Here is a 25,146-nt window from a genome sequence, read left to right as displayed (position 1 = left end):
ATGTCAGTCATATCAACAACTGGATTAACGAAAGTTTATAACTCCGATCAGGTTCCTGTACATGCGCTTCGCGGAGTAGATCTGACGATAGAGAAAGGTGAATTTACCTCAATTGTGGGTCCGTCCGGTTCAGGTAAAACCACACTTCTCAACATTATTGGCGGATTGGATGAGCCAACTGAGGGTACAGCTTTAATTCAGGACACAGACTTAAGCACATTATCAGACCGAAAACTGATCAATTTCAGGCTGAATCATATTGGATTTGTGTTCCAGGCGTACAACCTGATCCCCGTACTAACCGCTCTCGAAAACGTCTCTTTTATTATGCAGATGCAGGGCCGTCCCTCCAAAGAATGCAGGGAAAAAAGCATTGAGTTGTTGAAAGAAGTTGGTCTGGAGGATAAAATCAACAAACGCCCGTCCGAACTTTCCGGCGGACAGCAGCAGCGTGTAGCGGTGGCCAGGGCTTTGGCTTCCAGGCCGGCATTTGTATTAGCAGACGAGCCAACGGCTAATCTCGATTCTGTTTCTACAGCCGAATTGCTTGATATGATGCTGGAGTTGAATGAAAGGGAACAGATGACCTTTGTGTTTTCTACGCACGATCAGCGGGTTATTGATCGTGCAAGGAGAGTTGTTACACTGGTGGATGGCAAAATCGATTCGGATGAACGAAGATGAGTACTTTTTTTCAATGCAAAGAAGAATTTAGCGAGGATGATGGTGAGACGGAAATTCAGTCCATTTTTTTAAAAGTGTTGACCAGGTCTCACAGGAAAATTCTTGTCCTGCTTTTCTTTCTGTTTTGTATTCACTCACCTTTCACAGCGCATGCCCAGGAAAAATTTCTGGACATCAGCGGATATTTAAAAGAGCTGGGGCAGGTATCATTAAGTAACAGCTTATCCACCGTACGATACGATAATATTTTGCATCACAGGTTTGAGACTGAGTGGAGATTCACCCCAAATCTTGAGCTGAATGCAGACCTCAGAACCCGTCTGCTAAACGGCTTTAATGTTGAAAATACCCTGGGTTTGGAATTTTTATATGAGAGGGATGTCAACTATGCGGATCTATCCTGGGTGTGGATTGATGATGGAAAATCATTGCTACATTCCCAGATCGACCGCCTGCACCTCAGTTATTTTAATGGTCCTGTTGAAGCCTACGCAGGACGCATGCGAATTAACTGGGGGAAAACTTATGTATGGAACCCGAATGACCTGTTCAACAACTACGCTTTTCTTGATTTTGATTACGAAGAACGTCCCGGAATAGACGGGGCCAACCTGATATACAATCTCGATTTCGCATCAAGTATTGAAGTTGGGTTTAGCATGGCTGATGATTTTGAGCAAATGGTGATTGCCGGCATGTACCGGACCAATTGGAATCAATACGATCTGCAGTTTATTGGCGGGCACTATCTCGACAAGGTTGCGCTGGGGTTTGGTTGGGCCGGATATATTGAAGATGCCGGATTTAAAGGAGAAATAACCTATTTCCGCCCCGAGGAAGATCTGCTAAATCAAAGGGGAAATATAACTTCAACCATAGGTTTTGATTACATGTTTTCCAATTCCGTTTACGCTCAGACGGAATTCTTATACAATGGAGGGCATGATGACCAGGGAAACAGCCTGTTTGAGCTCACTCAGCCACCCACAGCGAATAATCTGTTTATTTCCAAAACAGGTTATTTTTTCAATGCCTCCTATCCGTTTACTCCTTTAACAACTATCAGCGGTGGAATACTCGGCAGTTTTACAAAAAAAATGGTGATTCTCATTCCTCAGGTAAGCCATTCTCTGTCGAATAATATTGATTTTATGGTACTTGCCCAGTTGTTGAAAGGCTCTGCTTTTTCTGATTTTGTGAGAACGCCAAATGTCATCTATTTTCGGTTGAAATGGAGTTATTGAGTTTGTGATCACCCCAAAGGGATGCTTTTGGTGTAATCTCCATCCGGCAAAAAGTTTGAGGATTGCTGCGGTCGCTACACTCGCTCGCAATGGCTTACGTCATTTATCACTTATTCTTTGCATTCAAATCCACGCCGTCATAAAATCCCAAATCCTGGTCCTTCAACAGTTTGGTCCAGAATGCAATTTGTCCGGTGTGATACGAGTAATGCTCCACCACGTGAATAATATTTCCAACGCCAGAATATTCGAATCCCTGTACGCTTCGAATTTTCATCAAGGCATCTTCATTCAGGTTTTTGATGACTTCAACAGCTTCATCTACCGTTGAACTCAACTTCTCAAACAATTCGGCTTTGGAATAACCGCCTCTCGTATCAAACTCCATATCCCGTTTGCGACTGTCTTTTTTGCCGCCGAGAGATGAGATTGTATACTGGGTAATATTCCCACAGAGATGAAGAATCAGGTTCCCCACACTATTGGAGGATTCATTCGGCCTTTTCCAGATTTCTTCTTCCGTCAATTGATCCAGACACTTTTTGATTCGTGGAGTATTTTCATTCAAACGGTAAACAGCATGATCAATAATTTCATCGGTTAGCGCTGAATTGGACATTACTTATTTTCATTTTTTGATGTTACAGCTTCCTTCACGAATTTCAGGATGTTTTTGGGATGGCGTCCCAAAAGATTTGCCATGTCGTTGCTTTCAAGATGGGCGCCGCCATTGGCAAAAAGTGTGGAAACAATCTGGGTCATTCCAATCTGTTCATCCGGCAGTCCGGCTTTTTTCAGTTGTTCCACGAATGCATCAACCGATACATCCGTATAAGTGATTTTCTTTCCGGCGGCCTCGCTCATGGCATCGGCATATTCATCAAACGTGTACGCCTGGCTGGCGGCAAAATCGTAAATTTTGTTTTGATGCTTTTCATGATCGGCCAGAGCATTTCCAAGGGCTTCAGCCATTTCGGAGCGGAGAGCAAGGTTTTGTTTGTAACCGCCGCCGGGAAACGTCCACATTCCGGTTTCAATCGCATTGCCCCAAAACATAGGGAAAAACTCGAGGTAAATGGTATTTCGGCAAATGGTAAATGGAATGCCGGCGTCTTTAATCATTTTTTCCGTGGCATCGTGATCAAACGCAAGCGGACTCAACCGCTCGTCTGCCTTGCTGATTCCGGTATAAAATATGTGTCTGATTCCTTTTTTCTTCGCCGCATCAACCACATTCTTATGTTGCGCCTGCCGGTCCTTCAGCGTACCTGATGAAATAAATGCCAGAACGTCTATTCCGTCAAATGCTTTTTCAAGAGAGGCCGGATCTAAATAATCCCCGAACCTCAATTCCACTCCTTTGGCTTTCAATTCTTTTCCTTTTTCTTCGCTTCTCACCAATCCGGCAATATCCGCATCCGGATTTTTCTTAAGAAGTTGATCGATTGCTGCTGAGCCCAGGTGTCCGTTTGCTCCTGTAATTAAAATCATAATAAATGGTTTTTGTTTTTATGAATTTTAAAGGATAACAAAGAGAAATCAATTTTCGATCAAATTCCCTCTTTTGAAATCCATTTATTTTGAAAGGAAAGTTAACTACTAAACCCAATTTATGGATAGTCTGAAATGTTTTTTCCGTTTAACCTGATGTATCTGTTGAAGAACATCTACCCCAAATCCGATAGCATATGGCACGCCCACCTCTATAGAATTGATCATGATGAAGGCGAAACCCTTTGGTCATGGAGTCCGTTTGATGAGAATTTTTATGAAATACAGAATTTCGGGGTGTTCCGGTTTATGTAGTAAATTTGTTAAAACAATTGTGTTAGATTATAATTGATGAAAATCAAAGCAATTCATCACCATATTGGTACAGCAATAATTAAATCATTCCATCACTATCATGAGTCCAATTCCTGACTTTGATCATAATCATGTTTTGCCACCACATTTAGGCAATCCAGTAGATCGTAGTGACTTATCCCCCTATTCATGCAGCATATTGGAACTTTGTCATAAGTTTGCTATCAATTATAAAAGGATTGAGATCCTCAAAGGATTTATAAGTTTTCGTGAAAGAATGAATCAATTAGGAATCATTTATGGTTTCCAATGGATAGACGGAAGTTTTCTTGAAAACGTTGAAGTATCAGAGAATCGATCACCAAATGACATTGATGTGGTAACATTTTTTGGAAAACTAGATATGTCACAACAAGCAAGTATTCGTCAATCATTTCCAGAATTTGTTAATCCTGCATTGTCTAAACAATCATTTAATGTTGATCATTATCCAATTGATTATAGTTTTAAACCAGATGTAACAGTAGAAGCAACGCGATATTGGCTTCAACTATTCTCGCATAACAGAAATAAGGTATGGAAAGGTATTTTAAGAATTTCACTTAATACACCTATAGATGATAAGCATGCGATGGATTATTTAAATCAGTTGCAGATATGAGCCTCTACCAAAAAATAGAGAATATTAAAGCCCAAATAATCGATACTGAAAGATTATTAGAAATGGTTGTTGATCATCCCATAATGGCTGAAAGCTTGAAGGAGAAGCTTAATGAGTTAGAAAGCGAATTAAAATCGCTTTCCTCCGAAAGTTACGAGGCAAAAGTAAGGTTGTTATTCAGTGGTGATGCTGTCGTGGGTTCAATGGGCATAAAATCTACTTTTCTTGGTAAAACACTGAAGCCATTTCAAGAAATGGTAAGAACCCAAGCAGCTTTAATTCGCTTTGGAAAAGTTGGTAAAAGAGGTGCTCCAAAGAAAGGCATAGCAAGTGATTTATATTTAACAGCGCTTCCCATTGGGTCTTTTGGAGTAGAACTAAGTCAGATTGAGTCTGAAGACTTATTTGATGCTCAAGATATGACTGAAGCAATGAAAAATGTTGCAAAATTAATACAAGATACTTCTATAGATGACAATACATTTGAAAAAGCGATTGAAAACACCCCAAAACGTAACTTATCTCATTTAAAAAACTTCTTAGAAGAATTATATGACGAAAATTCAATGTTAAAAATAGAGTGTCATGATCTAGGTCTTGAAATTAAGGAACCAAAGGTAGCAGAGGCTTACCAAAGAGTAACTAAGACTAGTGATGAATCTGAGGATGTTTTTTTAACAGGTATACTGCGAGGTATTTTGTTGGACTCTGGCAAATTTGAAATACAGACAATTTCTGGAAAAAAAAGATCAGGATTTATAAATCCTGATCTTGATGAAGAAACATTAATTGAGTATGATCGAAAGTTTCTCAATGAAACATGTGAATTACATTTGCAAAAGCATCGAACTAAATTTGTGACAGGAAAAGAAAAAATAAACTACGAATTACTTGAGATATTTGAATAACTGACTTTCACATCATCTTCATCAAACTCTCCTAACGTTTTAATGAGTGCAATCATTAACAACAGGAGATGAAAGATGCATTTACATCATTTTTTGCAACAAGAACGAGAGAGTATTTTAGCATTGGCCACCGAGGGACTTGCCCGAAGTCCGCTGAAGCATTACAGGGAAAGCGATGAAGAGACGAACAGGGAGCGATTAACCCGCCTTTTTGATATTTCCGTGGAATGTATCCGTACCAAAAACCTGATTCCCATGGTAGAGTTTGCCGAAAAAATTGCGAACGAGAGATATCGCCAGCATTTTGACCTGCATGAAGTTCACACGGCTTTCAACGTTTTGGAGGAAGTGATCTGGGAGAAAATCACCGAAAAAACCGATCCGGCAGAATATCCGCGATCCTTCGGTTTGGTGAGTACGGTTCTGGGTTTTGGGAAAGAATCACTCGCTGTAACGTACTTGTCACTTGTATCCAGTAAAAAGCAGTTGAAATCCCTTGATCTGAGTCAGCTTTTCAAAGGGATTTAATTCACGATGACCCAGCGGTTTAAGGTATTGTTCGGAGCTTCCAAAACTACTTTGTAAAACTCTGATGAGTGATCTCTTACATCAATAATTGCTTCTTCTGAGGAGACAGGTACATCGGCAACCTGTGTATAAGAGTCCTTTTCTCCGGCGTTGAAATGATTCGTCGTTGTCAGGTAAATATTTACGTTTCCGCTATTTTCCCATGACTTCCATTTCAGTGAGATGGATTGATTTTCCGGGTTAAAATCTGCGGAGGCGTCCGAAATGGAAATTTCATTCGTAAGAGGAACCCCATCCAGTTCCCTTTGGATATGTGGCGGAATATCGATTTCCATATGTCTCGCAATGGTCGGGTAAATATCCACCATGGCCGGTTTGGATTCATGGAAATAGGAATTCAGATTATCCGCATGGATTGCGATCCACGTGGTTCGTTCTCTCTCACTTTGGCCGCCGTGACCCTTTCCGTCCGGCAAACTGCGGCCGTGATCGGTGGTCACAACCATCAACCAATCCTCGTTGTAATTCTTCTCACGCTCCTGAACAGCTTTCCGGATTCTCTCGATTTGTTGATCAGCCACCCGGATTGATTCAAAATACTCCTCCGTTTCACCAAAATTGTGGCCGGTATCATCTGGATACCAGAGATACACCCAGGAAAGATCGGGAGACTCATTCGCTAAACTCTCCGCAGCTTGCTTTGAAATCTCATCATCAATTTTTTGGATATATCCGTCTTCGTGAGGATAGTTAAGAGAATCAAGCTCCAGCCCGTCAACGGCGATGTCCATTTCGAAATTACCGGTTTCAGGAAGTTTCTCCCCGATCAGTTTTGTACGGTTATCCGTCCAGGAGGAGAAGATGGCAACCTTCTTTTCCGGATATTGATTTTTAAAAAGCCGAAATATATTCCAATAATTGTAATTGGGGTTTTCGATGTCATTGTCATACACATTGTGTTTGTTCGACCACACCCCGGCTAAAAGATGATTGTAGCCAACCGCTGAAACTGTAGGCGATTCGGAATATCCACCCACTTCACCTCCGACGTACGCCCGGCTGTACGATCCGGCGGCAATGATCGAATCAAGATTTGGCGTTTCAACGGATTCGATGACTTCAGCGGAAATTCCATCCACCAAAATAAAAATGGTTTTCTTTTCAGGATGGGAATCTGTGCCGGAGCAGCCTGCGCAAAGAAATAGAAATGAATAAAAAAGGAGAATACTTTTAAATCGGTTCATTATTAGAAGAATAGCGGTAACCGTTATTTGGATATTTTTCTGATGATACCCGCTGGACGAATTTCATTTCGTTCTCCCTCTTCAATCACAGGCTCTCCATTCACAAACACCCAATCAAATCCTTCGGCGTATTGATGAGGATTTTCAAAATCGGCTGTATCGTTGATGTTTTGTGGGGTAAAAATCAGAAGATCTGCGGCGAAGCCTTCGTGAAGGAGTCCGCGTGGAATTTCAACCTGGTTCGAATCGGACAAACCAAGTATTTCTGCAGGAAGTCCAGTCATTTTATGAATGGCTTCTTCGAGCGTTAACACAGATTCTGTATTCACGTAATTATCAATGATTTTGGCGAAACTGCCGTATCCCCGGGGATGACGCATGGTTGGACTGCCATCGGAGCTGACCATCACATGAGGATCTTGTAAGAAGCGTTTCATTACTTCTTCATTCATCACAAAATAGGCTGCGCTGGCTCCTGTAGGACCAATATCGTCAATTAATACATCTTCAAATGGTTTGTTAAGAGAATCGGCCACTTCCGCAAGTGTCATTCCTGCCCAGGGAGCCGTTCCGAAAAGCGTGGCTTCGGGGCCATTTCGCATGGCGATTCGATTGCGAAGATATTCTTCCAGTTCGGTACGCCGCGATTCTTTTACTTCATTGAAATTAGCGGGCGTTACCCAATGGGGAAACACAATCCCGATTCCGGTAAAGCTGGCCGTATAAGGATAAACATCAGCCGTAATTTGAATTCCTTTTTCGCGAGCTTCATTCATCAATTGCAGAACAGCTTCAGCACGGGTCGGATTATTTGCATATACAACTTTAATGTGTGAGGCCTGAATGTTGGCGCCTGATTTTTTCCCCTGCTCAATCAATTCACGGATAGAATCTTCAATTTCAGTGTCATCTTCACTGCGAACATGGCTCATCACCAATCCGTTGTGATTGGCTACAGATTCAGCCAATGCCACCAGTTCTGGCATTGTAGCATACCGACCGGATTCGTACTCAAGGCCAGTGGTCAGACCAAAGGATCCGGCCTGCATTGCATTATTCATCAGGCCAACCATCGCTTCTAAATTTGCATCTGCAAGTATGGGTTGTTGGGGAGTATTCGTCAATCGCCGGAGTGTTCCATGGCCCATAAAGTGAAGGATATTCGGCCCGGTTCCAATCGAGTCCACCTGATCCATCCACTCAGACAGATTTTCAGTAGCCGGACTGTTTCCATCTTGCCCCAGGCTGATGGTTGTGACTCCCATCGAAAGAAAATTATCAAATCGGGGCGTTTCAATCGGATTGCCATGCGAGTGCGTATCAATAAAACCGGATGAAACCACGCGGCCGTTTGCATCAATAGTTTGAACAGCTTGAATGGTATCCGTATCAAACGCTCCCACTTTTTGGATGATTCCGTCATCAATCAAGATATTACCGGAAAAAGCTTCTGATCCGGTTCCGTCTACAATCTTAGCATTCGTGATGAGGAGGTCGAACTCGGTTTGGGATTGAGTCGGTTTGGAGCAGGAGAACAGGAAAACAAAAATTAGAGCGAAGGGAGTGAGAATTCTTTTATCACATGTCATGATCGATAAAGTTTTCACGTTATATTTTATCCACATTTATCGTGTCCGGTACATCCAAATCCCAAAATTCCGGCAGATGCTTAAGAATGTCGGCTGTCATGTTGTCGAGATCAAAACCGGGTTTCCATTTCCAATCGGTTCGTGCGGCGGAATCGTCGATACTGTCGGGCCACGTGGATGCGATATCTTGTCTATGATCGGGATTGTACTGAATCTCGAAATCGGGAAGTTTCTGTTTGATCGATTCGGCAATTTCCTCCGGAGAAAAACTAATCGCACCGATATTGTAACTGGTTCGAACTGAAATCTTCTCAGCTGGTGCATTCATCAACATGATGGTAGCTTTTACGGCATCTTGCATGTACATCATGGGGAGTTTGGTGTCTTTCTCGAGAAAACATTCGAACGGTTCGCCTTTAATCGCTTTGTGGTAAATATCCACAGCATAATCGGTTGTGCCGCCGCCGGGCATTGCTTTATACCCAATCAGACCGGGATACCGAAGACTTCGCACATCCACCCCAAATTTTCGATGATAATACGCACACCACTGCTCCCCGGCCATCTTGCTGATTCCATAAACCGTTGTGGGATTACATGCACTGTTTTGCGGAGTGCCTTTTTTCTTTGCATCCGGACCAAAAACGGCAATCGAGCTCGGCCAGAAAATCTTTTCCAAAGATTTGTCTTTTGCAACTTCCAGCACATTCAAAAGCCCGTTCACATTCAGCTTCCACCCCAGATAGATATTTTTTTCTGCATTGGCAGACAGAAGTGCGGCAAGATGATAAATGATTTTGATCTCGTACTTGTCGACAATCTCTTTGATTTTGGATTCATCCAGTACATCCAGCTGCTCAAATGGTCCTTCACCAAGTCGGTCATTCGGTTCAGAAATGTCCGATGCAATCACCTGATCATTTCCATGGATCCGCCGAAGCTCGGACGTAAGTTCACTCCCGAGTTGTCCGCACGCGCCGGTTATTAAGATCTTGCTCATTCTTTGTTTCTAAATTTTAAATCGTTTTGAGTCTTTTCGTTATTTATCAAAAGTTGGCAGTTGACAATATGCAGTCGGCAAATTTTTAACATATTAAGACCCAGATGATTTTCTTCGGTACTTTTCAGGATGGTGTATCATGTGATTTAACAACCCTCCAACTTCTTCTGACTTCTTGCGAAGTTTCGTATTCAACTCAGGTTCAATATATCCGCAAGATTCAGCGAAATCGAGTGATATTTGAGTTTCGGTATTTTCCATGTCTGCATCACTGATTTTATTGACAAAGTATTTGGGATACTGCCTTTTCCGGTATCCCTCACCGATTGCCCTGCTAACTGATCACTCCAAGTTCCTGTCCAATTTCCGAAAACGCTTCAACCGCCTGATCCAAATGCTCTTTTTCGTGGGCTGCGGAAAGCTGAACGCGAATTCGGGCTTGGCCTTTGGGTACAACCGGATAGAAAAATCCGATGACGTAAATGCCTTTCTCAAGAAGTTTTTCGGCGAAGTCTTGGGCCAGTTTCGCTTCGTATAACATTACCGGTACAATGGGATGTGATCCCGGCTTGATATCGAATCCTGCATCGGTCATTTTTTCTCTGAAATATGTGGTGTTGGATTCAAGTTTATCCCGCAGTTCGGTTGTTTCACTGAGCAGGTTGAGCACTTCAATTGAGGCTCCGGTAATCGCCGGCGCAAGTGTATTTGAAAACAGATACGGACGTGATCTCTGGCGAAGAATTTCAACAACTTCTTTGTGTGATGCGGTAAATCCACCTGAAGCCCCGCCAAGAGCCTTGCCCAATGTTCCGGTGATGATATCAATGCGTCCCATTACATCTCTGTACTCATGAACGCCGCGGCCGGTTTTTCCGACAAATCCTGTGGAGTGGCATTCGTCAGACATTACCAAAGCGTCATATTTATCAGCCAGATCACAAATTTTGTCCAGTTGGGCAATGGTTCCATCCATCGAGAAAACACCGTCGGTAGCAATCACTTTGGTTCGGACATCCGAGGCTTCTTTCAATTTCTCCTCAAGGTCATTCATGTCGTTGTGCTTGTACACATATCGCTGAGCTTTGCACAACCGGACGCCGTCAATAATGGAGGCATGATTAAGTTGGTCGGAAATAATCGCATCCTCAGGTCCCAAAAGCGGTTCAAAAACGCCGCCGTTTGCATCAAATGCCGCCGCGTAAAGAATGGCATCTTCCATTCCCAGGAATTCAGCGATTTTCTCTTCAAGTTCTTTGTGAATGGTTTGGGTTCCGCAAATAAATCGTACAGAAGACATCCCATATCCATACTCATCAACGGTCTTTTTCGCGGCTTCAATCACCCGTGGATGAGAAGAAAGACCGAGATAATTATTTGCACAAAAATTGATAACCTCTTTTCCCTGAGTGGTTTTGATAACTGCACCCTGCGGAGTGGTAATGACCCGTTCGTCTTTATAGAGTCCGTCTTTCTTGATCTGATCCAATTCGTCGCGCAGGTTGTCTTTTAAAAATGTGTACATGATGCCTTGTTTATTTACTTATTTCAAAAGGGTTTTGCCTTTCTTTCATTCCAATGTGAAAGTAAGAAAATTCAGGGAGGAATTGTATGTGAGAACTTGAATCTGGCTTCATTTTCAGCAACCAAAAGATTCTCTTATTAAGAAATTGGTTATCTCATTGATTTTACAGAAAAAGAACTGATCTAATGATATTGGAACCGGTTCCAAGACGTGCGGCGCTTCTGCATCATTGCCTCGTTTAGTAAATTAAATGAAGATAAAAAGACAATTCATTTAGATGCCAAAGGAGTTACGCTTTATCTATATAAGGCATCGGAGTCTTAAAAATGAAAACTCAAAATAGCTCAACAGCTCTTTTGACTTTTCTAATTTAATATTAAGAGGTAAAATCATGCGACAAAATAGATACTTTAGACTGTTCAGTTTGTGCGTGCTTTTGTTGTTTGTACTTAACATTCCAGCAAATGCACAACAACGAACTTTAACAGGAACGGTAACATTTACCGAAGATGGCTCAGTGTTACCGGGCGTAAACGTTTTAGTGGTTGGAACCCAAAGAGGTACCGTAACAGACGTTGACGGATTTTATACACTACAAATACCCGAAGGGGCAGAACAGATACGGTTCTCATTTATCGGGATGAAGCCACAGGTTTTGGCCATTCCCACAAGTGATGTGTTGGATGTGGTAATGGAAGCCGAGTCGAGCGCCATGGATGCACTGGTGGTTACAGCACTTGGTATTGAACGGCAAAAAAGAACTATTGGATACTCCTCGACTGCATTAACAGGAGATAATGTTACACTTTCATCTGCTATTAACCCAGTAGATGCACTTCAGGGCAGGGTTTCCGGGGTGGATATTCAACAGACAGACGGTGGTACTTTTGGCGGTAGCCGTATAACCCTTCGTGGCAATTCTGTTTTGGGATCTAATAACCAGCCTATATTTGTAGTGGACGGCGTTGTTTATGACAACCAGGTTTCGGGGGGGTCTCAGTGGTCTGTTGGTGGTGATGACTGGGGTAACCAACTTAAAAACCTAAATCCAGATGAATTTGAATCTGTAACGGTTCTGAAAGGAGCTGCTGCTACCGCTCTGTACGGTTCACGCGCCATTAACGGTGTTGTGGAAATTACAACTAAGAAAGGTTCTGCACGGCCTGGTATCGGGGTACGGTTTAGTCAGCGGATTCACATAAAAGATCCTTATGACGGACCAGCATTTCAAAATGAATATGGACCCGGAACCATACCCGGTGCAGCAAGTGGTTTAGAGCATCCGTTTAATGTTGGCAATGAATTTTATATGGATTCTGAAGGCCGTCCCTATTATCAAAGAACGGACCTGTCTTATGGTCCACGAATGGATGGAAATACCATGGTTTTGGACCTTGACGGTCAAACAATGATCCCCAACAATCCAACTCCGGATAACTTTCTTGATCTGTACGAGCGTGGATTTTACAGCAACACAAACCTTCAGTTTGATGGGGGTAACGAAACCACAACCTTCTTGGTTTCCGGTACAAATACCGCAGAAACGGGAACAACTCCAAACAACGACTTCAACAGATCAGCTATTTTTTCTAGGGTTACTCATGAGATGAATGATTTTATCAGCGCGGATGTAGGCCTGAGTTACTCTCATGCGAAAGCAAAAAATCCGCCTCGCGCTGATTTTCAGCAGTCATTCATTACTTCCTCATTTTTCAGAAATTATGACACAGACAAATGGGAAGATCTTTATATGGCCGACCACGGTGGAGTACCATCCACAGATTATGGAGATCCACTTGGGTCTGTTCCGGGTTTAGGCAGCTTCTTTACACTCTATGAAAACGATTATGAACGGATTGAAGAAACACTTCGGCTTACTACAAAAGTTCGATTTGATATTGCTGATTGGTTTAATATTAACTTGGATGGCTACATCAATAATTATTACATAAAAAGTGAAGACAAAGAACTTGGGCAAGGCTTTGCAAATTCCGGAGGTCTCTATGCTCTTGGCCACGAAAGACGGGAAGAGTACGACGGAAAAGTGTTCTTTAACTTTTTAGGACAGCTGACTGAAGACCTTTTTGGATCATTAACGCTCGGTGCCGAGCATTTGAATGCGGAAGCTTCGTCTACCCGTTCAAATACCGAAGGAGGATTAACCGTGCCGGGTCAATATTTCCTTGACAATAGTATCAATACACCAACAGCGAGGGCTGACATTTTTGGAACCAAGCAGCTCAACTCTGTATTAAGTTACGCCAACCTTGAGTATAAAAACCAGCTTTTCCTGAATATTACAGGTAGAAATGACTGGACCTCAACATTGACCTATTCAGATGGATCTGGAAATAACAGCTATTTCTATCCGTCTGCAAGCTTGTCATGGCTGGCAACTCAAACGTTCGAGCTGCCTGACTTTGTATCGTACGCACAGCTTCGTCTTTCTTATGCCGAAGTTGGAAACGACTACGATATTTACTCAATCAACCCGGGCTTTTCTCACCAAGGTAACTTACAATCGTTAACCGGACAAAACCTTGTTCGTGTTGGTTATACAGACCATAAGGTACCAAACCTGGATTTACAACCGGAACGCAAAAAAGCATGGGAACTTGGCGCAGACATTCGATTGCTTGATGAAAGAATCGGCTTGGATGTAACTTGGTACAAAGAGAATACCATCAATCAAATTCTTGAAATACCTGTACCGTACGAAACGGGTGTAGAATCGCAACTGATTAATGCCGGAAACATTCAAAATCAGGGTATTGAAATCGCTCTTAATACACGAATTATTGAAACCACTGATTTGAGATGGGGAATAGATCTTACCTATACCCGAAACAGGAATAAAATCAAATCCCTGCACGAAGACATTAGCCGGTATAATCTGTATGAAAGTGCAACCTACGGAAATACCCGGGTTGGAACCGTTGCCTTTGTAGGCGAAGAGTGGGGCGTGCTCTACTCCGACTCCGCTCCTGCAATAGACTGGGATGAAGAGAATCAAGAAGGAACTAAAAAGAAACTTCTTAACTGGACTAGTGCCTATCGCTCGGCTTACTATGTACGATCTGGGGAACAAGAAGAAGTTGGGAACATGAACCCTGACTTTCTTGGTAGTATTTCATCAGACCTGTACTACAAAGGATTTAGTCTCAGCGTATTGCTGGATCTTAAAATTGGCGGGGACGTTGTAAACTATGTAGGCCGATACGGTGTAGCCTATGGCAATCTCGAATCATCCCTGGAATACCGCGACGAAGAACACGGTGGTGTTACATGGACCTCCAAGTATGACGGAATCACCTATCATGACGGTGTAATTCCCGATGGAGTTTTTGTGGATGGTACCACTATCGACGGAGTAGATGTTGGTGGAATGACCTACCAGGCTGCTTACGATCAAGGATTGGTTGAACCGACGCATGCCGGTGGCTGGCATTATTGGAATAATTCGTGGGGCTCCGGTGTGATTAACGAAAATGTAGTTCATGAAAATTCCTATATCGGAATTCGGGAAATTACGCTTGGCTACGATCTGCCAGTCCAGATTACAGAGAAACTGCAGGTAAGTAATTTGAGAGTTTCTGTATTTGGCCGAGACCTTGGTTTCCTCTACAAAACCATGCCCGATAATATTCATCCGTTTTCAGTACGAAGCACGGATGCCGGTGCTGCACACGTATGGGGAGTGATGCCATATGTAAGAACACTTGGTGTAAACCTGGATATCGAATTTTAACCTATAGGATGTTTACACTATGCATTCTCAAATCAAGAATATTATGAAAAAACTAATTTTTTTATTGGCTGTCATCGTATTTACAGCGATGATGAATTCATGTACGGATGATTTTGCCGCCATTAATGAGGATCCGGCACAAATCAACAATCCGAACCCGGCTCATTTGTTTACGGAGTCCATTTATCAGATGGATCATTACAAATATACCGAGTGGTTTTATGATAACTACCAATATTTCCTTCGATGGAACCAGTCCGTGGTGAGTATCAATGGAAACGGGGCTCAATTCAATGATGTGGGTGCTGTGGGTAATCGTTATACACAAACCTACTTTATTTCAAGGAATTTGTTTGAAATACGACGAATCATTGACAATATGGGAACTGACGATCAGGTCACACGAACTCATATGCGGGCCATAACCTACATTCCCGCTGTTTTACAAGGGATTCGGGCAACGGATCTATACGGCTCCATGCCATGGAGTGAAGCCATGCAGGGGCGATATGAAAACAATTATACTCCCAAGTACGACACTCAGTCAGAACTTTACGAGCAGTGGCTGAATGAGCTGGATGGTGCCATTGACGTTCTCATGGGCGATGAATCCGGCCAGCTTGATTTTGGGCAGCAGGATTTTATCTACCAGGGAGATTCAAAAAAGTGGGCGAGAGTTGCAAACTCACTGAAATTGAGAATTGCAGTTCGCGTTGAAAACAAAGACCCGCAATGGGCACAGGAAATCATAAATGATGTACTCGGCAGTCCGGCCGGAATTATCGAAACCCGGGATGAAGAGTTTGTATGGGCTCCTTCGGGCGAGTATACCGGCGAAGCCCACGACTTTGCCGGGAACCCTTCCGCAGCGATCAATTTTATGACCAAGCTTGTGGAACTGCAGGACCCAAGAACCCATTTCTATTTTGAGCCGAATGATTTCGATCAGGATGCGGTAGATACCTTTGTGGCAGAAGAAAGAGCGTTGCCCGGCTGGATTAATCCTGAAGAACCTGTTATCCGTTGGGATCGGTACAGAGGGGGGCCGGCAAGCCCTGCTATGGCAAATACATATCCATGGTACGGAAGCTATACCGATGCAGAAGGAAACGGCTATAATCAGCTATCTCATATCAACAGACGGTTCTTTAATCCCGGGTATGATAATGGAACAGGCTACTATAAAGATGCACTTGTATCTGCTGGAGAAATTGCTCTTTACATAGCTGAATTCATTGAAAAAGGATACGTTACCGGACAAGGATCAGCCCAGGAATGGTATGAAAAAGGAGTTCGTGCATCCATCGAAACAGTGGATGATATTGCCCGCGTTGCACAGATTTACGATTACGATGAAGTGCGACTGGAAGGCGGTCAAATTGACGAGTACCTTGCACAGGATGAAGTAGCTCTTAACGGAATAGATAATCTCGAAAAGATTTACTTCCAGCAATACATCAATTTCTTCCGGTATCCAACGGAACAATTTGCTTTGGTGAGAAGAACTGGCTTTCCAAGCAAGAATGGCAATATCCTGATGTGGGAAACGATAACTACCGGTGGCAATGAGCTTCCAATTCCCAGACGTTTCCCTATTAATGAACCAGATAATGAAATTAATAAGTCTAACTTTCTTAGTGCTATGCAAAGTCTGGGTTGGACTTTCAGCGGTAGTGATTATAACAAAGGAAGGATTTTAAACCAAGAACGCGTGTGGTGGGATGAAAACAATCCCGACTTTGGAACTGGAAACTTTTAACTAACCAGCAAGATCTCAACAATAACTCTTGAAGAGGGTGCCGGTTTAGTGAACGGCACCCTTTTTTATCATTCAATTTGAAATAATCAAAGGCAACATGAGAACAAAAAAAATTCAGGTCGGGTTATTTTTCTTCCTGATTCTCCTCGTCTTATGGACTGTGCCCTGCCCATCCTTTAGTCAGAATCAGAGTACCTTAAAGTTCAAAGAAGCCTTGGCTCTGCCGATGAGCCATAACTATTCGCGGACGGCAGTTTACACCGACCCTATAGAATGGCAGTTGATTCACAACCAATTTGAACCGCCTGCGGAAGGAAAAATCGTGGATATCACGGAGTCAGGCGATACGCTACAGTGGCAAAAAGTTGAAATAAATGAGGAAGGGCGGTTTTCTGGCGGGGAATTACGTTCGGGTTACCTCTATGTCACTATCTATTCCGGTGCTGACGAAGACCTAGTTTTTTGGCTCAATGCAGCTGGCCATAATATGGCATATGTAAACGGAGTTCCGCGAGCAGGCGATATTTATGGCTATGGAAATGTCTATCTGCCGTTTATCGTAAAAAAGGGCAACAACGACCTTTTGTTAAGAAGTGCCCGGTGGGGTGGAATAGCTATAGATTATATTGTGCCAAAAGTGGAAGTTGGTTTTTTGGATGAGGATTTGACCCTGCCTTCAATTATCGCGGGTGAGAAGGAACCACTGCTGGGCGCTATTCGACTGGTAAACAGTACCAAGGAATTTCTTGAAGGAGGGACAATAAAGAGTCGATTGAATGGTAAAGAAATCACGGCTGATATCCCGTCCATTCCCCCGCTGACAATACGTAAAGTGCCCTTTGAATTCGATCCTTCAGAAGCAGGTACGGGTTCTGAGTCTGTGGATGTTGAACTTGAACTGACTTTCAAAGGCAGGCAGGTGGATGAAACTACAATCCAGGTTAGCGTAGGCCAGCCCGATCAACATTACAGCCGAACTTTTATCAGCAATATCGATGGAAGTGTTCAGTACTACGGTGTAGCTCCCCAGCAAAATGACAATAAAGAGAATAGTGCGTTGTTCTTGTCTGTACACGGTGCCGGAGTGGAGGCTATTGGCCAGGCGCGTGCATACGATGCCAAAGACTGGGGTACGCTTGTTACGCCAACAAACCGAAGGCCGCGTGGCTTTAACTGGGAAGATTGGGGACGAATGGATGCTCTTGAAGTTTTTGAAATTGCGAAAGAAGAGTTCAAGCCAGATCCTCAGCGAATTTATCTAACGGGGCACTCCATGGGAGGACACGGAACCTGGTACCTGGGTGCAACCTATCCCGGTAATTGGGCGGCAATTGCTCCCGCTGCTGGGTATCCTTCGCTTCGAATGTATGGATCCCATGATGGAACTGTTCCATCTGACCAGGATCGCCCACCGATGGAAAAAATGTTGTTGCGTTCCAGCAATCCTGCAGATGTGATGAGCTTGATTCCCAATTATAAAGCGCATGGCGTTTACATACTTCATGGCGATGCGGACCGGGTAGTACCCGTAGAATTTGCACGAACGATGCGGGAGGGATTAGGGAAATTTCATTCTGATTTTGCATATTACGAATATCCCGGAGGGTCTCACTGGTATGGAGATGAAAGTGTCGACTGGCCCCCAATGTTTGAATTTTTCAGAAATCACACTATTAAGCCATCAGAAGAAACGGACGATATTCAGTTTATTACTGCGAACCCTGGAATTTCTCACAAATTTAAATGGGCTTCAGTTGATCAGCAGCTCAAGTCGCTTGAGTTAAGCCGGTTTGATCTGAAAAGAAATAAAGAGGAAAACAGTATCGGCGGTACAACTGAAAATATTGCAAGATTAACATTCGACCTGAGCTCTTTTGAGAACGGCGAAACCGTTAAAATTAAACTTGATGAAAGCGATACGCTTGAAGTTTCGGTGCCGGGCTCCAAAACTGTTTCGTTCACCCGAAATGGATCTGTTTGGGGTGAAGCAGGCGAACTGTCCGCCAAAGAAAAAGGCCCCCATCGTTCCGGCGGTTTTAAAGAGGCATTTCAACACAATATGGTGTTCGTTTACGGGACGGCGGGAAACAGGGAGGAAGATCAAGCCAATTACAACAAGGCCCGCTATGATATCGAAACCTGGTACTATCGCGGAAACGGTGCTGTGGATATGATTCCTGATCGGGATTTTGATCCCGAAGAATATAAAGACCGGGGAGTAATTCTTTACGGCAACAGCGATACAAACTCAGCATGGGATGATCTTTTGGAGGAAAGCCCAATCCAGGTTACCCGTAATGCGATCAAGGTTGGAAATCAAACATTTGAAGGCGACGATTTAGGTGCGTTATTCCTCTACCCAAGGTCCGATAGCGACGTGGCAAGCGTAGCGGTTATCAGCGGAACCGGGTTAAAAGGAATGAAAGCCACGGCGGCCAACCAATATTTTGCCGGCGGAAGCGGATTCCCGGATTTCTTCATCTTTAAATCATCCATGCTGAAAGATGGAGAAAATTCCGTGATCGGCGCAGGCTTTTTTGATAACCAGTGGAAGCTGGATTCCGGAAACGCTGTATTCCAGATTATTTCCAATTGATGATTTTTAGTAAGACATGGCATTTTTTGAAGAATGCCATGTCTTCTTAGTTACCCCTTCAACAAAACCCGGCTAAGAAAATCCCAGTGTTCTTGAGTCATACTGTGATCGGAAAAAATGCAAATTCCGTTCGCGCCATTTTCCATCGCAAACTCATAAGCTTGAGAGACTTCCACGGGAGTCATTTCCGGGACAAATAGCCCGCTGTACATTTCTGTTGTTGCCGGTAATTCTTTCCTCGCCTCAGCTGCGGCGTGACCAATCCACTCTACAGGTTTATGATAAAAGTGATTGTACTGCATTGGGAAAACGGCGTCAAGATTCCAATCAGGCCAGTTTTGGCGGACAAGAGATCGCGCGATATCCGGAGTGGGAAAAACAGCGGCCGTCAGTTTCACGCCATGATCGTGCACTTTCATAGCAATTTTATTCACAAGATGAGTCACCTGGTTATAGCGGAACTGACTAAAGGTTTCGTGTTCGGTTGGGTTTTCAAGGTCCATCGGGTCTTCGCCGTATAGTTTCTCATATTTGCTTCGGCACGCATCACAAAAGCAATAATCATATTCAGGATATTCTTTATCCTGAACAATTCCATATCCTGGCTGGAGCTGGATCGGTAAAATCACATCGGGATAACGAATGTAATCGAGGTGAACACTTTTGATTTCAGACAGCTTAAGAATTTCATCCAGTTTGCCGAGAATATATTCCTGTGCTTCCGGCCGGGTCGGGCAAAGCCATTTGTAGTAATCCACATAAGCGGGATTGGTTACGGATGATTCTCCATTTCGGTTCACCATAAACCATTCGGGATGATTTTCGATCAACCACTGATCGCCACCACGTTGAAGCGTAACAAACCAGGCATGGACATCCAGCTCAAACTCTTCAGACAAACGAATCCACTTTTCATAATTTCCGGAAGGTAAAATACCGTCAAGCCCGGCGTTTTTCATGAGCTCGAGACGAGCTCGAAGTTCATCGTCCGTTCCATTATGGTTTGAAACCCAGGCGTAATTTTTAGAAGTCCATTTTTGGCCCTGAAAAGCTTTTGCTGTTTGAAATGGCAACGCCTGCAAGGTTGTGAGTGCAACAGCCCCGGTTCCAAATTTTTTAAGAAATGATTTTCTGTTCATAATGTTTTTTGATTGTATTTAATTTTTGAAGGTCATTCCTTTGAGGGAAAATTCAAGTAGTTTTTGATGGAGGGATTGCCAAACGTTCAATTCTTTAACTCCTTCCACGTCCGGCTGTCTTCGCGGATATAAAAGATGTGATTAAGATTGTGGACAGTCAGTTGCATGATGTAAGCGTTTCCCAGAACCTGGATTTTTACATCCGGCTGAAAGTCAAACTCCTCAAAAAGCTGAGCTGCATTCAATTGCGTAATACTTTCTGCATACTTGCCATGCTCGGCCCGATAAGCACGCTGGCGGTAGTACAATTCCCTCAGCAACCTTTCCGCATCCATCTCTTCGGAAGGAACAAAAAGAACGTCACTTCTGGGAGGTTCCTCGGAAAATTGAACGATGCCCCATCGTTCGGGAAGGTGCATATCAATCACGCCCTGGGGCGACCATACCCAGTTGTCTTCCGGGAAATGTCTTCCCGTTTCGGAATTTATCCGTTTGATATATTTCCCATTCTCAACATCGGTCAGCCATTCAACCCGCGAGAAATTCAGCCTCCATTGAGAGCCATCCCGAGGCTGATTTCCGCGAATGGTTTGATTGAGAACAGTTAATGGAATAGCTATTTCTATCGTCCAGCCCACATCGGTATCCGAAGGATCATTCAACGTTCCTCTGATATCAAGCCCGATTTCCAATCCTTTAATATCCCAGGCGTTGAGTGGTTTTCCTCCGGTTCGGTAGGGTTGGGTGAGCATCAAATCCCAAAACGTACCCAGAGCATTTACTTCCAGCTCGTAATAGTGGTGAGTATCGCCATCGGGATCAATAAAAATTTCAAAATTATTCTCCATGAAAATGACGGCATCGCGTTCATCAATTGTGGCCCAGAGGTGGGGTTCTTCTAATTGCGCCGCGAGATACAAATAGTCGGCATTCCACAACATTTTGGCTTTTGTTTCAAACCGGGGAGTTGGCAGGTGATCTCCCTGGATATCCAGGAAAGGATCTGTCCAGTTAGCCTGTTTCCATGCGGTTTCATCCAGGATTCCGTCAATGGTTAAAGCGCTTTGAGTTTTGTGAATGACATAGGTTTCCGGAGAAAAATGAGAAGAAAAGTTCTTGCCTTGGAAAGCAAAGGTCCTTCTTGTTTCCAGCGAGATGAAAACAAGAATTCCGCACAGACCAAAAACAGAAAGCTTTTTCCCCAGCGGTTTAATATACATCAAAATCATAGTTAGAAGATTGAATACTCAGATTCCGGATACATAGTCTTTCACTTCTATATACAATCTCTATCCAATAAAAGTGAAGCCGGTTTGATATTTGGAACCGGTACCAAATTGTTTCTAAATGTATGATGTGTATAATTGCAGTATTAGGAAATTGTAAATTCTGCAAAGGTCATTAGTCTCGGGTACAAGAACGACATATAGAAAGGCACTTGTACAGTTTTTTCCTAAAAAACTACAGCCCGTGAGGGCCCTTACACTCATAAAAACAATAATTAAACGGTAAATATATGCACAGTCCGTACAATAACTTCCTTAAAAGGTTGATCAGGGCACTGGGACTACTCAGTCTGGTGTTTTGTTTGGCTTTTAGTATTACAGATTCTGCGTTAGCGCAGGGATTTGAGGTAACCGGTCAGGTATTGGATGCTGATTCTGGTGAGCCTATTCCAGGTGTAAACATCGTAGAAGTTGGGACCCAAACGGGTACGGTAACCGATCCGGATGGTGAGTTTAGCCTCACAGTATCTGGATCCGACGTAGAATTAAGATTTTCATTTGTTGGTTATGAGCCACAGGTAGTTGCTCTGAATAACAGGGCGAATATTACAGTAAATCTGCAGCAGTCTACTGCTTTGCTTGATGACCTTGTGGTAACAGCCTTTGGTATGGAGAGAGAACGAAAAGCTCTCGGGTATTCCGTATCACAGGTCCAGGGAGCCGAATTAGCCCAGGCCCGTGAAGTAAACCTTGGGGACGCTCTTCAGGGCCGTGTTGCGGGTGTGAATGTTAGCAATATCGGTTCAGGTGTTGGCGGATCAAGCCGTGTTGTTATTCGTGGTAATACTTCTCTCAGTGGGAATAATGAACCTCTTTATGTGATTGACGGTATCCCGATGGATAACACCCAACTGGGTTCTGCAAGTATGTGGGGTGGCTCTGACTGGGGTGACGGTCTGACAAGCTTAAATGCTGATGATATTGAAAGCATTAGTGTTTTGAAAGGAGGAACGGCTGCTGCACTTTGGGGCTCACGAGCTTCTAATGGTGTTGTTTTGATTACAACCAAAGACGGTTCCGGTGCTCAGGGTCAAGGTATTGGGGTAGAGATCAACTCAAACGTTACGGTTGAGTCTTTCATTAACACCTACGATTTCCAAAATGAATATGGCCATGGAACCGATGGAATCGCACCACGGGATGCTATCGAAGGTTTTGAATATGGTGCTTCTGCGTGGGGAACAAGACTTGACGGGTCTAATGTGTACCAGTTTGATGGTGTTCAAAGACCATATGTAGCCAACGATGATAACTACAAAAACTTCTATAATACCGGCTATACAAATACCAATACAGTTGCATTAACAGGTGGTACAACCAACCAGTCTTTCCGGTTATCACTATCTGATTTAAGAAATGAGTCAATTGTACCGAACTCAGGCATGAACCGACAAACTGTAATGCTGAGTTCAAATGGGCGATGGGCAGACCGTTTAAGCGTAGATACAAAACTTCAGTATACACGTGAAGATGTAAAAAACCGTGCCCGATTATCAGATGCCCCTGGTAATGCTAACTATACGCTTGCGGTATTACCTCCAAGTATCAATGTTTTAGACCTGAAAGGGCCTACCGATAAATTGGGTGCATTGGCAGATGGAACAGAAATGCTCTATACCAATAATAATTTCTCACAAAATCCATACTGGGCAACTTATCAGTTTGTGAATGATAACATACGTGACCGGTTTATGGGCTCTGGAACCCTTCGTTTTGATATTACGGAGTGGTTGTATGTTCGGGGACGAGCAGGTATGGACTGGTATACCAACAGACGAACAAATATTGAACCTTATGGCACCGCTTACATCACAGAAGGTGCTATGAACGAGATTGAGCAACGAGTTCGTGAAATCAATCTCGAATATATGGTTGGTTTAGATCAAACCTTCGGCGATTTTGGCGTCAGTGGATTGTTTGGTGGTACCTGGATGAGACACAGTTACGAGCAGTTGAACGGAAGAGGTGCTGAATTTAATATTCCATTCCTTCATACCATTTCAAACGGTGGAGCACAAAGTATTACGTACGAATTCAGCGAATATGGAATTAACTCTCTGTTCGGTTCTGCAGAATTTTCCTGGAGAGATCTTGTGTATGTAACAGCTACTGCAAGAAATGACTGGTTCTCCACACTGCCAATAGATTCAAACAGTATTCTTTATCCAAGTATTGGTGCCAGCTTTGTCTTCTCAGATGCGTTTGATCTTCCGGAAGCAATTACCTTTGGACGTGTCAGAGCATCCTGGGCACAGGTAGGCGGTGGTACAGATCCCTATAAACTGGCTTTGAATTATAGTTTGGTAGGCCAGGGACATAATGGAGCAGCTTTAGGGCAAATTACCCAAGATAACGTACCTAACAATGCCCTCGTACCACTTACACTTGAAGAATACGAAATTGGGTTTGATATACGGTTATTCGATAATCGTGTAGGGATTGATTATGCATTCTATAACAAGAAAACGACCGATGATATCCTTGACGCCACCATTTCAGGTACTTCCGGCTATTCGGGAGCTACTGTGAATGTTGGTGAAGTATCAAACACCGGTCATGAGTTTCTCATTAATGTAAACCCTGTTCGAAATATTAATTTTAACTGGGATGTAACAGTTAACTTTTCCTACAACGACAATAAGGTAGAGCAGCTGTATCAGGATGCCAGTATTCTGAATGTGCAGGATGCCCGAAATCAATATACATCCTCTCAACACCGTATTGCTTTTACCGATGCAGACGGTGAGTATTTTGAAGGTGGCTACAGTGTAATTGTTGGACGAGAGCACCTGAGAATTAACGGCCAGAAAGTGTATGATGCAGATGGGCTTCCTGTTTGGGATCCTAAAATGCGAGTCCTTGGCAGCGGTATCCATCCATGGGGTGGCGGTATTCAGAATAACTTCTCATACAAAAACTTCAATTTTGGATTCCTGGTGGACTTCAAATTTGGTGGAGATATTTTTACCGGAACCAATTCCACAGCATACTCAAGCGGTATGCACAAAGCCACTCTTGAAGGCCGTGAAACCGGCTTAACAATCAATGGTGTTGATGAGGATGGCAATGCACAGACATGGAATATTCTTCCTAATACTGCTGAAAATGCGGAAGAAATAACTGTACAAAATTACTACGGCCGGCTGTCACAAATTTCGGAATACTTTGTTGAAGATGCTGACTTTGTGAAGTTAAGAAGCTTAACCGTGGGTTATCAAATTCCGGCAAGATATCTCAGCAACCTGCCATTTAGTGATGCCTCAGTCTCTTTAGTAGGACGTAACCTCTGGTTAATTCACAGCAAAGTAGATAATGTGGATCCTGAGTCCACCTACAACACAAGTAACGGCCAGGGACTGGAATGGTTTGGAGTTCCCCAAACCAGAAGTTTTGGTTTGAATGTGAATCTTAAATTTTAAGGATAGAAAA

Annotated in this window: 19 protein-coding genes; 10 read left to right on the top strand and 9 right to left on the bottom strand. The window is 43.3% G+C overall.

Annotated elements, in window-relative coordinates; translation table 11 throughout:
- Both L0B18_RS02705 and L0B18_RS02700 read left to right on the top strand, forming a co-directional pair.
- A complete protein-coding gene (locus L0B18_RS02705) occupies nt 1-684 on the top strand; it encodes an ABC transporter ATP-binding protein (protein ID WP_234567622.1) in 684 nt (227 codons plus the stop codon).
- A complete protein-coding gene (locus L0B18_RS02700) occupies nt 681-1,928 on the top strand; it encodes a hypothetical protein (RefSeq protein ID WP_234567621.1) in 1,248 nt (415 codons plus the stop codon). The genes L0B18_RS02705 and L0B18_RS02700 overlap by 4 nt, the downstream gene beginning before the upstream one ends.
- 106 nt (nt 1,929-2,034) lie before the next feature.
- On the opposite strand, the gene L0B18_RS02695 is transcribed toward L0B18_RS02700, so the two are convergent.
- The gene (locus L0B18_RS02695; protein WP_234567620.1) at nt 2,035-2,547 is read right to left on the bottom strand and encodes a DinB family protein; all 513 of its coding nucleotides are present in this window, start codon (nt 2,545-2,547) and stop codon (nt 2,035-2,037) included.
- Complete coding sequence (locus L0B18_RS02690; RefSeq protein ID WP_234567619.1) at nt 2,547-3,419, bottom strand: SDR family oxidoreductase; 873 nt, start codon at nt 3,417-3,419, stop codon at nt 2,547-2,549. The genes L0B18_RS02695 and L0B18_RS02690 overlap by 1 nt, the downstream gene beginning before the upstream one ends.
- Nucleotides 3,420-3,554: 135 nt before the next feature.
- Here L0B18_RS02690 and L0B18_RS02685 point away from each other — a divergent pair, with 135 nt between their 5' ends.
- The 4 genes from L0B18_RS02685 (at nt 3,555) to L0B18_RS02670 (ending at nt 5,831) form a co-directional block, all read left to right on the top strand.
- On the top strand, nt 3,555-3,734 hold the full coding sequence (locus L0B18_RS02685) for a hypothetical protein (RefSeq protein WP_234567618.1): 180 nt from the start codon (nt 3,555-3,557) through the stop codon (nt 3,732-3,734).
- 100 nt (nt 3,735-3,834) lie between these two features.
- Nucleotides 3,835-4,395, top strand: a complete 561-nt coding sequence (locus L0B18_RS02680; protein WP_234567617.1) for a DUF6932 family protein — start codon at nt 3,835-3,837, stop codon at nt 4,393-4,395.
- A complete protein-coding gene (locus tag L0B18_RS02675) occupies nt 4,392-5,303 on the top strand; it encodes a hypothetical protein (protein WP_234567616.1) in 912 nt (303 codons plus the stop codon). Before L0B18_RS02680 ends, L0B18_RS02675 begins: the two co-directional genes overlap by 4 nt.
- Nucleotides 5,304-5,378: 75 nt before the next feature.
- Nucleotides 5,379-5,831, top strand: coding sequence for a hypothetical protein (locus L0B18_RS02670; RefSeq protein ID WP_234567615.1), 453 nt, complete (start codon nt 5,379-5,381; stop codon nt 5,829-5,831).
- Here the strand turns inward: L0B18_RS02670 and L0B18_RS02665 are convergent.
- The 5 genes from L0B18_RS02665 to kbl all read right to left on the bottom strand — a co-directional run bounded on the left by L0B18_RS02665 (nt 5,828) and on the right by kbl (nt 11,189).
- Nucleotides 5,828-7,075 (bottom strand): alkaline phosphatase family protein, encoded by a 1,248-nt coding sequence (locus L0B18_RS02665; protein WP_234567614.1) that lies wholly within the window; start codon nt 7,073-7,075, stop codon nt 5,828-5,830. The two genes, L0B18_RS02670 and L0B18_RS02665, sit on opposite strands and share 4 nt — an antisense overlap.
- A 23-nt stretch (nt 7,076-7,098) precedes the next feature.
- Nucleotides 7,099-8,664 (bottom strand): N-acyl-D-amino-acid deacylase family protein, encoded by a 1,566-nt coding sequence (locus L0B18_RS02660; protein ID WP_234567612.1) that lies wholly within the window; start codon nt 8,662-8,664, stop codon nt 7,099-7,101.
- A 19-nt stretch (nt 8,665-8,683) separates the two neighbouring features.
- The gene (locus tag L0B18_RS02655) at nt 8,684-9,664 is read right to left on the bottom strand and encodes an NAD-dependent epimerase/dehydratase family protein (RefSeq protein WP_234567611.1); all 981 of its coding nucleotides are present in this window, start codon (nt 9,662-9,664) and stop codon (nt 8,684-8,686) included.
- A 93-nt stretch (nt 9,665-9,757) separates the two neighbouring features.
- Nucleotides 9,758-9,991, bottom strand: coding sequence for a four helix bundle protein (locus L0B18_RS19800; protein WP_370647522.1), 234 nt, complete (start codon nt 9,989-9,991; stop codon nt 9,758-9,760).
- Nucleotides 9,992-9,998: 7 nt separating this feature from the next.
- The gene (gene kbl / locus L0B18_RS02650) at nt 9,999-11,189 is read right to left on the bottom strand and encodes a glycine C-acetyltransferase (protein WP_234567610.1); all 1,191 of its coding nucleotides are present in this window, start codon (nt 11,187-11,189) and stop codon (nt 9,999-10,001) included.
- Nucleotides 11,190-11,580: 391 nt separating this feature from the next.
- On the opposite strand from kbl, the gene L0B18_RS02645 reads away from it, so the two are divergent.
- The 3 genes from L0B18_RS02645 to L0B18_RS02635 all read left to right on the top strand — a co-directional run bounded on the left by L0B18_RS02645 (nt 11,581) and on the right by L0B18_RS02635 (nt 19,292).
- On the top strand, nt 11,581-14,937 hold the full coding sequence (locus L0B18_RS02645; protein WP_234567609.1) for a SusC/RagA family TonB-linked outer membrane protein: 3,357 nt from the start codon (nt 11,581-11,583) through the stop codon (nt 14,935-14,937).
- Between the two features lie 43 nt (nt 14,938-14,980).
- On the top strand, nt 14,981-16,696 hold the full coding sequence (locus L0B18_RS02640; RefSeq protein ID WP_234567608.1) for a SusD/RagB family nutrient-binding outer membrane lipoprotein: 1,716 nt from the start codon (nt 14,981-14,983) through the stop codon (nt 16,694-16,696).
- Nucleotides 16,697-16,793: 97 nt separating this feature from the next.
- A complete protein-coding gene (locus tag L0B18_RS02635; protein ID WP_234567607.1) occupies nt 16,794-19,292 on the top strand; it encodes a prolyl oligopeptidase family serine peptidase in 2,499 nt (832 codons plus the stop codon).
- A gap of 50 nt (nt 19,293-19,342) precedes the next feature.
- Here L0B18_RS02635 and L0B18_RS02630 read toward each other — a convergent pair whose 3' ends face one another.
- Complete coding sequence (locus L0B18_RS02630) at nt 19,343-20,431, bottom strand: family 10 glycosylhydrolase (RefSeq protein ID WP_234567606.1); 1,089 nt, start codon at nt 20,429-20,431, stop codon at nt 19,343-19,345.
- Between the two features lie 86 nt (nt 20,432-20,517).
- The gene (locus L0B18_RS02625) at nt 20,518-21,651 is read right to left on the bottom strand and encodes a carbohydrate-binding family 9-like protein (protein ID WP_234571404.1); all 1,134 of its coding nucleotides are present in this window, start codon (nt 21,649-21,651) and stop codon (nt 20,518-20,520) included.
- 296 nt (nt 21,652-21,947) lie between these two features.
- On the opposite strand from L0B18_RS02625, the gene L0B18_RS02620 reads away from it, so the two are divergent.
- Nucleotides 21,948-25,136: a SusC/RagA family TonB-linked outer membrane protein gene (locus L0B18_RS02620; protein WP_234567605.1), complete on the top strand. Its 3,189-nt coding sequence runs from the start codon at nt 21,948-21,950 to the stop codon at nt 25,134-25,136.
- Nucleotides 25,137-25,146 lie beyond the last annotated feature (10 nt).

The sequence above is a fragment of the Rhodohalobacter sp. 614A genome, assembly GCF_021462415.1.
Taxonomy (GTDB): domain Bacteria; phylum Bacteroidota; class Rhodothermia; order Balneolales; family Balneolaceae; genus Rhodohalobacter.
The sequence above is the reverse complement of the archived record's forward strand: the minus strand, read 5'-3'. Positions and strand labels throughout refer to the sequence as shown.